This is a genomic window from Hyphomicrobium sp., assembly GCF_051860585.1.
Classification (GTDB): Bacteria; Pseudomonadota; Alphaproteobacteria; order Rhizobiales; family Hyphomicrobiaceae; genus Hyphomicrobium_C.
In genome coordinates this window covers 152,895-166,373 of record NZ_JBHYDS010000004.1, presented here as the reverse complement: position 1 = coordinate 166,373, position 13,479 = coordinate 152,895, and the positions used below count along the sequence as shown (strand labels likewise).

Genomic DNA, 13,479 nt, shown 5'->3' with positions numbered 1-13,479 from the left:
TTGCATGAAGATCGATTTGCCCGAAGAGGCGTTGCTTGATGCCGTTTCCTTCGATACGCGCGGGGCCGCATTGCTATTGCAACAGCTTGCCACCGCGCAGGTTTCCATTGTGCGCGCCGGCCTCCTGGACGACATGCGGGGAGTTGCAAACCTCTCGCCTCAGCGATTCCGAGACCTGTTGGAAGCGCTCATAGGCGCGGGCGCTATAAGTCGATCGCAGGACGGCGTTAGCCTCGCGATCTCACGGGAAGACGCGTTGCGTCACGCTGCGGTGCTTAGAGGCGCTTCCTACGCGAAGTACCGGCATAGAGACTCGAATTCGGTGGAGATCACCCTCAGCCCGCCCGCCCATCCCTCCCGCTTGATGGAACGCTTGCCCAAGGGCGGCTTCTCGTGGGCCGGTCTTTATCACACGACGGACAGCCTCGCCGAGCTTGCCAGCCAAGCACGCCGGCGTTTCGTGATTGCGAGTCCTTTCATCGATAAGGAGGGTATGGATTGGGTGGAGAGCTTGTTCGATGCCACGGCGAAGCATCCGATCCAGCGCATTCTGATCATTCGTGGCCGCGACGCAGAGGATGAGCTTTTGTTGCGGAGGCATAATGCATCGCTCTATAGTAGAAGCGTTACGGTCCTGAGATACGACATCGAGCACGACCGTGCCGTCCGGCAGCTTGGATATGAATCTTTCCACGCCAAAATAATGCTTGCCGACGACGACAAAGCTTACGTCGGTTCATCAAACATGACGCGCGCTTCCCGAGACTATTCAATGGAATGCGGAGTCGTCGTCCGAGGGCCGGGCGCTAAGCCTGTCGCTGCACTCGTTGAAGCGATTATCGGTATTTGCAAGCCGTGGGTTTAGCCAATATTCTGGAGAATTGAATCTGGCCAAGGGCCTTGAGTTCAAGGCGGCTGCCGTGATTGATGAGTGCGACGAGAGATATCTGCCGCTTCAAGAGCGCATAGGGGCCGTTGCCGACGAAGTGGAGTCGATGATGTGTACGCCACGGAGCGGCAGTTGTTCTGCGGTGCCTGCACCCGCACATGCGACCGCCTGCATGGGGTATCAAGCCGGGGTCAGAGCTCATCGGCGATCTTTGGATCTAGTAGCGCCGCCCCACCTGCCAGCAACAGCCGTTCCTGAATTTAACACGTCGTAGTCTGTTCTCGGGCGATGAGCAGACGATGACCAACGAGAACTGCACTCTTCCATGGTTGTTCACGCCGTGTCCGCTTTCTCGGCAGAGGTCGTAGCGTTGAGCCGTGAACAGGCACACCCCATCAGCTAACTTGGCGTAAAAACGGGCGTCCCCTGACACTTTGCTCGATAAAGTAGGTCGGGCCCCACCGGAACGACGGTGATATTCGGCGAACAATTTTAAAAAGTTACGCCGTAGCGTCGGCTCCATCGGCATTGATCAATTTCCAACTATCGCACAACGATCCCTCGCCACAAGTTGGTATTTCGCGACAGCAGCTAAAGTCAATACCGTAAATGGGATTGCCAATTTACAATTCGTGCGCGGATTGATACAATTACGCATGCGACGAGAACATCTTCGTAAGTCTCACTATATACAACGGAAACATAGGGCCGGATCATGAAGATGCTTCGCGACCGCGTGAACCAGCGGGTTGGGCTACTAGGAAAAAGCCCGATCACCTTGGCAAAAGAGGTTGGCCTAGAGCGTGGTTACATCAACGACATCCTGATCGGACGAAAGAAAACGATCCGCGAAGGCAAGCTTGATCAGGTCGCGAAGGCTCTCGACTGCGACCCGGAATATCTGCTGGGCCACCAGGAGTTTGCCCGGGCGAGCGACGCCAGGGCCAACCGCAAGATCGCCGCGCCTAGGGCAACGGTGCAACCGAACGGCCTGGCGGTTCGAGGCGTTTGCCAGAGCGGGATATGGCGCGGGCGCTCAACCCCGCCCGACTACCCGGCGACGCTCCCGATCGCTCCCGATGCCCGATACGCGAACCTGCCTCAGCAGGCGTATTTGATCCGCCCAGAAGAAACCCGAACAATTTCGCTCGTCTTGGCGATTGATCTCCCGGTTTTTGAAAAGGGCGTCATGCCGATCGACGACGGGACTGTGGTTGTGGTCCAACGGGAGCGGAGCGACCTGACGGAAACGTCGCTTCGAATTGTGCACCTCCCACAGAGAGAACTTCGTCCGCTCGACAATGATCCGGCCGGAGAGGTCATCAAGGGTAATTCTACGGGCTGGCCCAATGACGTGAAAGTCTTGGCTGTCGTCACGAGCTTGATCAGGCTGAGAGTTTAGGCCGCCTCCTCTCGCGCGCGCTGTTCCAACTAACTCAGATTAGTCCAATTGTATCATCTCTGACGGTCTCAGGCGGCGGTAGCCGCCCTGATTAGATATCCGTCAAGGGACTAAATCCCCTTATTATCTATCTAATAGAAATAAATCTAAACCGCGCCTGCGCGTGTACGTGCGCGCGTACCCGTGACCTTGCGAAAGGTCAAGGCGTACAATTTAAAGATCGACAAGTTTTTTTGATTGCGTTTTATACTACTGCGATTGTATTTCTTGCAACGTGGACGCAATGATGCGGACAAAGGGAGGGAACTACGATGCAGAGCGGACCTTCGCTCGTTGCGTTTGCAACCAAGATCGTCGATCACTACCTGAAGACCGACTACCGCTTTGAACCATCCGCGCCCCCGCTGCGCGTTGAAATCGGTCGCCGCTGTCGAGGTGCTCGCGCGGGACGCGTCGTAGGCGGACAGCGCCCTCAACCAGCGCCAAGACGATCCTCGAAATCGTCGACGGTCCCGTCCCTCGCACGCTTGGCGTCGCGACCCACGGCGTGCGGGTCCGCTCGCTTAACGCCGAGCTGAGGCCGAACAAGCTGAAAGACCGGCACGCATGATTTCAGTCACGGAGAGACGACGATGACAGCAATTCTTTCGCACAACCCGAATGACGCGGATCGGTGCCATGCAACGGGCCAGCCGCCAACCACAAAGCTCGACCAAACCGAAATGGCTCAGCTCACGATCCGGGAGAACGCGAAAATGGGCCGCGATGCCGACGAGGTCGAGCCCAAAGGCCGCGCCATCAGCAGAGAAGTCGCGAAACTGAAAAAACGAGTGGAGCGCCTGGAGAAGCGCTCTAAAGTCCTAGAGGCGCGCATCCAGGCGCGCGAAAACGCGGCGACGTTACCTTGGGAGTAAGGCCGCAACAATACGGCGCGCGGCCGTGGCCGCGCGCCGCCAAAGGAGGGGCGAACAAAGTTCGCGCGACAATTTCTGACACGAGCACCAATGTGAGTATTGTGGCCGACGTAGTATCCAACACATTTACGCGGCGGTCCGCATCGATGATCCGGCACCTCCGCCGGGTTACGCGGAGGCTGCTGCCGTACCGGCACGAGCTGACGGCGCTCGCGAAGCAATTCGGATGCGACGACGAGCCCTTCCGTTGCTGGTTGGAAAACGAACGCCTGAAGAATCGAGCCGCGAAGGCGGACAAGTATAAGCGCGACGCGGTTGCCGTCCGGGCGTCGTTCCAGACCGAAGTCCGCAAGGCGGCGGCCGGGACGATCGACGGACTTCGCGCGGCCAAGGAAGCGCTTGAGACGCGCGAGAGCAAGGACGCTGACGCGCGCGTGTGGCTCATGACGGAGCTGGAATCGGGCAAGGCCCGGCTGGAAAGGGAAACGGCGGCCACGCGGGCGTATCAAAGCGCGATCATCGATCTGCTCGCGATCTCGCGCGGGCTTCGGGCTCGGATAGTCGAGCTGGAGCTCGTGCATGGCGTCCCGGCTTCAGCGATCGAGGCGTCCGATGCACCAGTCTGATCGTATCGAGCGCGCCCTTGCCATCGCGGCCTATATCACCTTGCGACAAGAGGGGCGCGGCGCGCTACTCCTCCAACGCCTCAACACAGAGGCAGAGAACGCCCGCCGGGAAAGCCCGGTGGCGCTGGCCCGGCGCGTCTTGGAAAACTACAGCCGCGCAGGCGGCACCAAGGCGATCCGGCTGATCCAGCCGTGAAGGTGCTCAAGCGTCGGGCCGTCGCCGTAGCGCTCGCGAGATTGCTTATGGCCCATGAAGCGGCCGATGATCTTGTCCGGCGGATCGAGCGTCGTCAGCCGATCCTCGAAGGAATGCCGTAGGCTATAGAGCGAATGCTTCGGCGTCGGCCGGAGCTTCGCCGCCGCGAGGTAATCGTTGATCTCTTCGGACGCCTGATCCTCTTGCCCTAGGTAACTCGGGAAGCCGTTCGGCTGGGCTCGCATGGCCGCCAGCGAGCAACCGACGAGAGGCATGTCTCGCTCCGAATGCTTCGTCTTCAGTCGCCGCCCTTCCGGCAGGATCGAGACGTAGGGAACGGGCGCATCGAGATGGATGTGCTGCGGCAGTAGGTTGATGATCTCGCTCGGACGCATCCCGGTGTCCACCATCATGTAGACGATACAGCGCGCTTCGGGCTTCAGCCCATCAAGGGCGCTTTCTGCCAAAATCTTGCCCTGAATGAACCCCCTCTCGAACGGCGATCGTTGCTGCCGTTCGCCGCCTTCGATATAGAGGCTAGCAAACGCTTCGACCGGAATGCCGAGCTGGCTTTCGATCTCGACCGTCCGCAGCATCTTGGTGAAATGCCCCATCTCGATGTTCGCCGAGTTGATTGCTATCTCACGGTTCACAATTCGCTTCTGGAAGAAACGCCGAAACGCGATGCCGTCGTCTCGCGTGAGCTGAAGCAGTGACTTGTCGCCGAGCACGGAAATGGCAACTTTGATCGCGCGCGCCTTGTTCATGCGCCACCGCTTGCGCTGGCCCTCCGACATTGTGGTTAGGATTGCCGCCTGCGCTTCCTCGAAGGCTTCGAGCAGGTCCGACAGCCGCATCTGGGGACGATCCGCGAAGCCCAAGACGGCATGCTGAAGCGTCTCGTTCTCCACGCCCTTGACGCGCTCCAGAAGCTCGATCCGGCGCAGGATTTCCTCCAGTGGTCCAGCCGCAAGTTCGGCCTCTGTGGCGTAAGCAAGCCCAAGGCTGGAAGCGGTCGCGCGAGCGCTGCTGAAGCCTCGGCGCTTAGGGTCGCGGCCTTCGCTCAGATCGAGCCATTCCCGTTCGAGCACGTTGTTGAGATGATCGACGGCGCGCGACGCTCGCGCTCCTCGCGGATCGTCCATGACGCGAATTCCGGTCGTGAGCTTGACGAAGCGCCGCTGATCGAAGGCGGCGTATTCCTTCGGAACGCGGCGGACGAGATACCAGACGCCGCCCCTGTTCTGAGGCTCAAATTTCCGCTTTGCCATTCGATCTGTACCCCGATTTGTACCCCAATTTGGAATACAAGAGTGTACAGTCACTAGCAACGATCGCGGCGTTTCTTAATTAATTCAATAGCTTGAAGTTTACGAGAGGTCTAAGATCGCGTTAACACTACGGGCATCGACCCGCGTCCTTCGTCACGCGATACGTCATTGATTTCATTACGGCATGTTGAGATTTTTAGGCGCTGCAAATCATGCCGGACACCGGACTTCGCCAAGCTTGACCTGCCTTCGGTCCGCACGCTGCCTCGCGTTCGCGGACGCGCGAGCGAATTGGTCGGTTCAGCCGATGGGCGGTGCCGCTCTGAGGCGCACGCAGTTCGATGCACTCAAGTCCTATTCTTGCAAGGGCGCGTCGACGAGGAAGCGGACGTGCAGCGGCGGGTAGGACGGGCGATTGCTCTGGCCATTTCGCGACGTCTGTCCGGCTCAGAGTGCGGACGTCACACGCTCGCCTTCTCATCCCTGAGGCGGCCCATCTCTCCTTGTCAGGCTGCTTTCAGGTCGATCGCGCAATCTGCGCTCTGCGCGGTTTTGCGTGCGTATGGGGAGACGTCTACGTGCTGCTCAGTGCCATCCTCTACGTTGTCCGCGAGGACGCGTTGGACGCGCCCACGCAGCAGCGGAGCAATGCGGAGCCCGTCAGCGGCTACTGGGTCATAGTGGCCTTCAATTTGCTTTTGGCCGTCCTCCTCAAGCTGGCCGAAGTTTAAGCGCTGTCATCGCCGTGCTCGGCGGACTGCTCACGCCAACCGTGCTGAACCTGACGCTGCTGCCGGAGCTCGTGCGCTGGTCCAGCCTGTTAACTCATCCGCAGGCGACCTCGCCCGAGTCCACGGTACCGAGCGGACGCGCGCCAAACCTGGCGGGAACGGCGTGAGCGTCATAACCAGGAATTCACTCTGCCGCGGCGCGCCGACGGGGTTAACATTGCTCAGGCGCCGCGGCTATGGCAGGGTTCCGGCGTGAAGACGCGCTTGTACCATCGCTGGTTTGTGCTCCTCGGCATGGTCGCCATGCTCGGGGCTCTGGTGGCTATGCCGCTGAGCAATACCTATGCCTTGGCGATGGCGGGGAAATCCCACACCCCATCCGCGGCTCAAGACATGCCTTGCCACAATCCGTCAGCTCCCAAGCCCTGTCCGGACTGCCCGCAGAAGGGTTGCCCGGACATGAGCACGTGCATGGTGAAGTGCTTCCAACAGCTCGTGCCGCCGCTCACCGGCGGACACATCGGCGTGGCCACCTCAGCATCCCGCATCATGCCGGCATTGTCGCCGGTGGCCGCGGGCACGCTCGTCCCGCCTCTTCTCCGACCTCCCAGCGCCTGAACCGCGCCCTTCGGGCGTCTGAAACGGCTGCGGCATGTGCCGCGGCTCGCACTCGCGTCGGTCCTTGAGGACGTCGCGGTGGTTCACGGCATAGGAGATCGGATCAATGACACGCACATCGTTGCGGGCGGCTGCCATGAGCGCCGCGCTGCTCGTCGCCAGCTTTACTTCGGCTCTGGCGGACATCACGGACTATGAATTCCAGCTCGTCGACAAGGAGCTGAAACAGGGCGAGGCCGTCATCGCGGTCAAGCTCGTGCACAAGCCTTCGGGCCGAGCCATTCCCGACGCGGTGATCTTCGCCAAGCGTCTCGACATGGGCCCCGACAAGATGGCGGCGATGACCGCCCCACTTGAGCCGGTCGCATCCACGGAGACCAGCATCTATCGCTTCAAGACCGACCTGACGATGGCCGGACACTGGGCCTTGTCGCTCGGCGCGAAGGTGCAGGGCGAAGACGGGACCGTCGAGAGCAAACTCATCCTCAAGGCGCTGCCATGACCTCGATCATCAAGGGTATAGCAACCGTCGCGGCCATCGCCGCCGCGGCAGGAGCCGGCGTGTGGGCCGGACAGCTGGGACTGGTCGGTGTTCCGTGGGGCGGCACGCCCGCGGCGATGGAAACGGCCAGCAAGAGCAAACCGTCCGGCCCCGTCATCTATTACCGCGATCCGGACGGGCGGCCGTTTTATGCGAGTGCGCCACGCAAAACCGATGCCGGCCGCGACTATGTCGCCGTGCTCGCAAGCGAAGATGTGAGCTTCGATACGAAACCAGCGGCTGACGCGAGCCCGGCCGAACGCAAGATCAAATACTACCGCAATCCGATGGGGCTGCCTGACACGTCGCGGGCGCCGAAGAAGGACTCGATGGGGATGGATTACATCCCTGTTTACGAGGGCGAGGACACCGACGACGGGTCCGTGAATGTCTCGCCCGGAAAGCTGCAGCGCACCGGCGTCGAAACCGCGCTGGTCGGCAAGCGCGCCATCACGCGCACGATCAAAGCACCCGGCGTGGTTCAGCTCGATGAACGGCGCATCATGGTCGTCGCACCGCGTTTCGACGGCTATGTCATCAAGGTTGGTCCTCCGACGACGGGCACCCACCTCAAGCAAGGCGACGAGCTTGCCACCGTGTTTGGCCAGGAGTTGCTCAATCAGGGCGCGCGTCTCGTGGTGGAGCAGAGCTTTTCGCGGCAGAAGGATGACGAGCCCTTCACGGCTCAGGGCGCGCGATACGACGGCGAGCGCGTTATCGGCGCCAGCCGGCGGCTTGCCAATCTCGACGCGCCGCAGGAGTTCATCGACGAAATCCTGCGCACGAAGCGCGTACCGGACAACGTGGTGTTTCGAGCCCCGATGACCGGCATCGTGCTGGAGCGCAACGTCGTGGACGGTCAGGCATTCAAGGCTGGCGACGTGCTCTTCCGCATCGCCGACCATACGTCGGTTTGGATGATGGCCGACGTGGCGGAGGGCGACATCGACGCGGTGGCGCCTGGACAGGACGTGACCGTCACGATGCGTGCGAGACCTGGCCGCACCTTCACCGGCACGGTCACCGTCATCTATCCGCACCTGATGAAAGAGACCCGAACCGCACGTGTGCGCATCGAGCTTGCCAACGCCGACCTTGCGCTCTTGCCCGACATGTACGGCGAGGTGGCGATCGAAACGGGTGCAAACAGAGATGTTCTTGCGGTTCCGGTCAGCGCGGTGATCGACAGCGGGTCCCGTCAGGTCGTTCTCATCGAACGCGGCGAAGGCCGGTTCGAGCCTCGCGTCGTGAAAATTGCAAGGCGCGGAGATGGCTATGCGGAAATCGTTGACGGTGTCGTCGACGGCGACCGCGTCGTCGTCAACGGGAACTTCCTCATCGATGCGGAAAGCAATCTGCAGGCCGCGTTGAAGGCGTTCTCCGAGCCTGTTGGCCCGGAGGTCACGCCATGATCGCCAGGCTGATCGCGTGGTCGGCGCGAAATCTCGTTCTGGTGCTTCTTGCCACAGCGTTCGCGGTCGTTGCAGGGGTGTGGGCCGTCCGGACGCTTCCGCTCGATGCCATCCCCGACCTCTCGGACACCCAGGTCATCGTCTACACCGAGTTTCCGGGGCAGGCACCGCAGGTCGTCGAGGACCAGGTCACTTATCCGCTGACCACGTCGATGCTGACCGTACCGCGATCGAAAGTCGTGCGCGGATTCTCATTCTTCGGCGTGTCGTTCGTCTATGTGATCTTCGAGGACGGCACCGACATCTATTGGGCCCGCTCGCGCGTGCTCGAATACCTCAACGCGGCGGCAAAGCGGCTGCCGTCCGGCGTCACGCCGACCCTCGGACCAGATGCGAGCGGCATTGGCTGGGTCTACCAGTACGCCGTGCTCGGCAAAGACAAATCCCTCGCGGCTCTGCGCTCGCTGCAAGACTGGGAGATCCGCTTCGGTCTCTCCAAAGCCGAAGGCGTCGCCGAGGTCGCCAGCGTGGGAGGTTTCGTCAAGCAGTATACCGTCGTCGTCGATCCTGGCCGCCTGCGCAGTCTCGGCATCCCGCTGGGCAAGATCCGCGAGGTCATCCGCGGCAACAACATGGATGTCGGCGGAAGAACACTGGAGCTTGCCGAGCACGAGTTCATGGTGCGCGGGCGGGGTTACCTCAACGGCATTCCCGATCTCGAACGCATCGTGGTGAAGGCCGACGGGGGCACGCCGGTGCTTCTGAAGGACGTCGCCCGGGTGGAACTGGCCGGCGACGAACGGCGCGGCATCACGGAATTGAACGGCGACGGCGAGGTGGTGAGCGGCATTGCCTTGCAACGCTCCGGCGCCAATGCGCTGACTGTCATCGAGAACATCAAGGAGAAGCTGAAGGAGATTGCGCCGGCACTTCCCGAGGGCACGGAGATCGTGCCGGTTTATGACCGATCCGAACTGATCCATCGCGCCATCGCCACGCTCAAGACCACGCTGATCGAGGAAAGCATCATCGTTGCGCTGGTCTGCATCGTGTTCCTGTTGCACGTGCGCAGCGCGCTGGTCGCCATCCTTATGCTGCCGGTCGGCATCCTGCTTGCGTTCCTCGCCATGCGGATGCTGGGGATCGGCTCCAACATCATGAGTCTCGGCGGCATCGCGATCGCCATCGGCGCCATGATCGACGCGGCCATCGTCATGATCGAGAACGCTCACAAGCATCTGGAACGCGCTCCACCCGACAAACCCAGAACCGAAATTCTGATCGAAGCGGCGGCGGAGGTTGGTCCAGCGCTGTTTTTCTCGCTGCTTGTCATCACGGTCTCCTTCCTGCCGATCTTTACTTTGGAGGCTCAGGAGGGTCGCCTGTTTGCTCCGCTCGCGTTCACCAAGACGTTCGCGATGGCAGCGGCGGCGCTGCTGTCGGTGACGCTCGTGCCGGCCCTGATGATCCTGTTCGTGCGCGGCCACATCATTCCCGAGGCCAAAAACCCGCTCAACCGGGCGCTGATCGCGATCTACCGCCCGGTGATCCGCGGCGTGCTGAAGGCCAAGACGCTCACGATTGCGATTGCCATTGCCGTGCTGGGCATTTCCGTCTGGCCCGCGACGCAGGTCGGCAGCGAATTCATGCCAAACCTCGATGAGGGAACGCTGATGTACATGCCGACAACCCTGCCGGGGTTGTCGGTCACCAAATCGGCGGAGTTGCTGCAGACACAGGACCGCATCATCAAGTCGTTTCCGGAGGTCGCTTCCGTCTACGGCAAGGCCGGCCGGGCACAGACCGCAACCGATCCGGCGCCGATCGAGATGTTCGAGACCGTCATCAACCTCAAGCCCAAAGTGGAGTGGCGTCCCGGCGTCACGACGGACAGCCTGATCCAGGAAATGGACAAGGCGCTGCAGTTCCCCGGCGTGTCCAATGCCTGGACCATGCCCATCAAGGCACGTATCGACATGCTCTCGACCGGCATCCGCACGCCGGTCGGCGTGAAGGTGATCGGCACGGACCTCTCTGCCATGGAGAAAGTCGCGCGCGAGGTCGAAACGGTCCTTAAGTCGGTTCCAGGGACTTCGAGTGCCTACGCCGAGCGCGTGGTCGGCGGCTACTATCTGGAGATCGTGCCCAACCGCGAGCGCCTGGCACGTTATGGCCTGATGGTTTCGGACGTCCAGGACGTTGTCGCGATGGCGCTCGGCGCGGAACCGATCACGACCACGGTTGAAGGCCGCGAGCGGTACACCGTCGCCATCCGCTATCCGCGCGACTTGCGTTCGGATCCGCAATCCATTGCCAAGGATGTGCTGGTGTCGCTGCCCGGCGGCGGCACTGTGCCCCTTGGCGAAGTGGCCGACATCCGGCGCACGCAGGGCGCCACCAGCATCAGAACCGAAAATGCCAAGCTCGCGACCTACGTCTTCGTCGACATCCGTGATCGCGATCTCGGCGGCTATATCGCCGCTGCCCGGAAGGCGGTGACTGAGAACGTCAAATTGCCGACCGGCACCTATCTCGTCTGGAGCGGGCAGTTCGAGTACCTGGAACGGGCGGAAGCGCGGCTGAAACTGGTGGTGCCGGTCACGCTGATGATCATCTTCCTGCTGCTCTACCTCAACTTCGGCCGGCTCACGGAAACCCTGATCGTCATGCTCTCCCTGCCGTTCGCGCTCGTCGGCGGCATGTGGATGGTCTGGTGGCTGGGGTTCAACCTGTCGGTTGCCGTGGCGGTCGGGTTCATCGCGCTCGCAGGCGTAGCCGCCGAGACCGGTGTGGTGATGCTCATCTACCTCGATCACGCGGTGGAAGACGCCAAGGCCAAGTGCAGGCGCGACGGCCGGGCCTACACGCGTGACGATCTCTACGACGCGATCATGTTCGGCGCTGTCGAGCGCGTGCGGCCCAAGATGATGACGGTGGTCGCGATCATGGCCGGCCTGCTTCCCATCCTGTGGAGCACGGGCACGGGATCGGAAGTCATGCAGCGGATCGCCGTGCCGATGATCGGCGGCATGGTCTCTTCGACGCTGCTGACACTGGTGGTCATCCCGGCGATCTATGCCGTGGCGAAGGGGTGGCAGCTCGATCGAAAGGAGGCGGCGCAGGCGAACCAGACGGTTCCGGCGGCGTCTTAATGTCTGCAGGTTGCCGATAACGAAGCTCGGCCAGGCGGGGATCCCGTCCGCTTGTGACCCTTAGCAGACGAAGTCGAGCCCGCGCGGTCCGAAACTACCCAACGCAGACCTCTTTGAAATCTCGTGGCGACGGCTATCAGCATCCGCATTTCCGAGTAAAGGCGACGTCACGTTGGGCGGACTCAGCGCAGCGATCAGATCAATGGCTTCTTCTGTTAGCCAAGGAAGCGGACATTTCCACTTGGGGACGCTCGATTAAAGATTCGGCAGCCTCTCGCGTCGGCGCGTGTTAAGGCCGCGGGAGAACTCGATACGCGATCTCCCCCTGGTCGTCGTGCGTCCCAAACCGGTGCCAGGGCGACTTGGAGTCGATCCGACAGACGATGCATAGCCGGGTCGATACGTGGCGGTCCGTCAACTCGAGCGTGAATTTCGATCCCGTGCCGATCTCGCCGCCAATGTTAGAAAGCATCCAACGGATGCTGTACTCCTCCGGGTCGAAGGCGGCGTCGACCTCGACCTCGACGGAGATCGTGTCGCCACTATACAGGATCGCGGCAGGGTCCTGAGAGAGGTCCATCATCGCTGAACCCATCTTGTCGTCGACCGGAAAGTGCCGCGCGTCGCCGCGGGAATCGGAGATGCGGATGATGGACGGCGCGTTGAACTGACGGTCCATGTTTCTCCTCGCAAAGTACTTCTGGACCTCGCCGATTACGTCGTGGGCGTAGCAGAAGATACGGTAAGCGTCGTGGTGGGAAATCGGGTTTGCGTGGTAGAGCGAGTTCCTTGGCGTGACGAGGCGAGAGAGTACAGCGCGCAACTCCTGGCTGGACGGGTAGGTGACGCCGAGAGCCTGCGCGAAATGCGCCCTGTAGAGTTCGGGGTTGCAGACGATATCGATCTCATCGTCGAGCAGGGCAGCATCTATCGGCCGTGAGTAGCGCGCGGGCTCGCGGGCAACGGCGTCCTCCAGTCTTTTCGCGATGTCGGTTCGGATGACGCGGTCTACGCCGTTCGACTTGATGGCGTGCAAGTAGTCGCTGCCGTACGTTTCTGACAGGTTTACGTGGATCAGCCGTCGCAGCCAGAGCTCGAGCGCCTCGACGATGCGCTTGCAGTGTGAGCGCAGCTCGTCCTCGGACAGCCTGTGCAACGGCATCTGATCGGCTCCTCGGGCGGTGTGGTTACAGCTTAGGTGAAGACCGAAGTTTGTCCGCGTGCTCCTCGTCGACCGACGACCGACGACCGCTCAACCTGCGATACCGACCGTCACACAACAGCACATCGAGAACTTCAATTCGAGCACCTTTAAATGGCCGCTTCTGTGACGGACCCGTCATCGCGTCTGGTCGGATGTTTACCGGATCAATGTCAGTTTCTGGCTCTTAGCGGACGCGGCGGCGCGAGAGCGATTTGCGCTGTTCGCGGCTGATCGTACATTCTCGGCGAAGATCGAGCCGCAGCTTCCGTTGCCGGCTGCAGCGAATGCGTCACGCGCTTCCGCGTCGCGCGTGACGCGCCAAATGGTATTTACACTGCCGATATCGAAGGCGCGCCGAACGCGGCATCTGCGCCTTATCCCCAGCTATCTCTTGGCCTGAGAACGCCGCAGGCCGCTCGGGTTTGACACTGCGCCTGATTCCACTTGAGGTTCAAAGGACTGGCTGTGGCGATCTGGACCCGCCTGGGGCGGCTTTGGCGCATCGTTCGCTTCTGAGACGAGA

Annotated in this window: 12 protein-coding genes; 10 read left to right on the top strand and 2 right to left on the bottom strand. The window is 61.4% G+C overall.

Annotated features, from left to right (window positions below; genetic code table 11):
* The first annotated feature begins 4 nt into the window (after positions 1 to 4).
* From ACTIFK_RS08300 to ACTIFK_RS08280, 5 genes are all read left to right on the top strand, one after another.
* Positions 5 to 865 carry a phospholipase D-like domain-containing protein gene (locus ACTIFK_RS08300; protein ID WP_439542591.1) on the top strand — a complete coding sequence of 287 codons (861 nt, stop codon included), beginning with the start codon at positions 5 to 7 and terminating at the stop codon, positions 863 to 865.
* Positions 866 to 1,604: 739 nt separating this feature from the next.
* On the top strand, positions 1,605 to 2,291 hold the full coding sequence (locus tag ACTIFK_RS08295) for a helix-turn-helix domain-containing protein (protein WP_439542590.1): 687 nt from the start codon (positions 1,605 to 1,607) through the stop codon (positions 2,289 to 2,291).
* Positions 2,292 to 3,013: 722 nt separating this feature from the next.
* The gene (locus ACTIFK_RS08290) at positions 3,014 to 3,205 is read left to right on the top strand and encodes a hypothetical protein (protein WP_439542589.1); all 192 of its coding nucleotides are present in this window, start codon (positions 3,014 to 3,016) and stop codon (positions 3,203 to 3,205) included.
* 146 nt (positions 3,206 to 3,351) lie between these two features.
* Positions 3,352 to 3,831 carry a hypothetical protein gene (locus ACTIFK_RS08285; protein WP_439542588.1) on the top strand — a complete coding sequence of 160 codons (480 nt, stop codon included), beginning with the start codon at positions 3,352 to 3,354 and terminating at the stop codon, positions 3,829 to 3,831.
* The gene (locus ACTIFK_RS08280) at positions 3,818 to 4,027 is read left to right on the top strand and encodes a hypothetical protein (protein ID WP_439542587.1); all 210 of its coding nucleotides are present in this window, start codon (positions 3,818 to 3,820) and stop codon (positions 4,025 to 4,027) included. Before ACTIFK_RS08285 ends, ACTIFK_RS08280 begins: the two co-directional genes overlap by 14 nt.
* Here ACTIFK_RS08280 and ACTIFK_RS08275 read toward each other — a convergent pair.
* The gene (locus ACTIFK_RS08275) at positions 3,979 to 5,298 is read right to left on the bottom strand and encodes a tyrosine-type recombinase/integrase (protein ID WP_439542586.1); all 1,320 of its coding nucleotides are present in this window, start codon (positions 5,296 to 5,298) and stop codon (positions 3,979 to 3,981) included. The genes ACTIFK_RS08280 and ACTIFK_RS08275 overlap by 49 nt on opposite strands.
* Positions 5,299 to 5,876: 578 nt before the next feature.
* Between ACTIFK_RS08275 and ACTIFK_RS08270 the strand changes: the two genes are divergently transcribed.
* The 5 genes from ACTIFK_RS08270 (at position 5,877) to ACTIFK_RS08250 (ending at position 11,752) form a co-directional block, all read left to right on the top strand.
* Positions 5,877 to 6,029, top strand: a complete 153-nt coding sequence (locus tag ACTIFK_RS08270; protein ID WP_439542585.1) for a hypothetical protein — start codon at positions 5,877 to 5,879, stop codon at positions 6,027 to 6,029.
* A 252-nt stretch (positions 6,030 to 6,281) separates the two neighbouring features.
* Entirely contained in the window at positions 6,282 to 6,647 is a 366-nt protein-coding gene (locus ACTIFK_RS08265; RefSeq protein WP_439542584.1) for a hypothetical protein, read from the top strand.
* A 106-nt stretch (positions 6,648 to 6,753) separates the two neighbouring features.
* Positions 6,754 to 7,149: a FixH family protein gene (locus ACTIFK_RS08260; protein WP_439542583.1), complete on the top strand. Its 396-nt coding sequence runs from the start codon at positions 6,754 to 6,756 to the stop codon at positions 7,147 to 7,149.
* Positions 7,146 to 8,600 carry an efflux RND transporter periplasmic adaptor subunit gene (locus tag ACTIFK_RS08255; RefSeq protein ID WP_439542582.1) on the top strand — a complete coding sequence of 485 codons (1,455 nt, stop codon included), beginning with the start codon at positions 7,146 to 7,148 and terminating at the stop codon, positions 8,598 to 8,600. The genes ACTIFK_RS08260 and ACTIFK_RS08255 overlap by 4 nt, the downstream gene beginning before the upstream one ends.
* Positions 8,597 to 11,752 carry an efflux RND transporter permease subunit gene (locus ACTIFK_RS08250; RefSeq protein WP_439542581.1) on the top strand — a complete coding sequence of 1,052 codons (3,156 nt, stop codon included), beginning with the start codon at positions 8,597 to 8,599 and terminating at the stop codon, positions 11,750 to 11,752. The genes ACTIFK_RS08255 and ACTIFK_RS08250 overlap by 4 nt, the downstream gene beginning before the upstream one ends.
* 289 nt (positions 11,753 to 12,041) lie before the next feature.
* Here the strand turns inward: ACTIFK_RS08250 and ACTIFK_RS08245 are convergent, their stop codons facing one another.
* Positions 12,042 to 12,914 (bottom strand): hypothetical protein, encoded by an 873-nt coding sequence (locus tag ACTIFK_RS08245; protein WP_439542580.1) that lies wholly within the window; start codon positions 12,912 to 12,914, stop codon positions 12,042 to 12,044.
* Between the last annotated feature and the right edge of the window lie 565 nt (positions 12,915 to 13,479).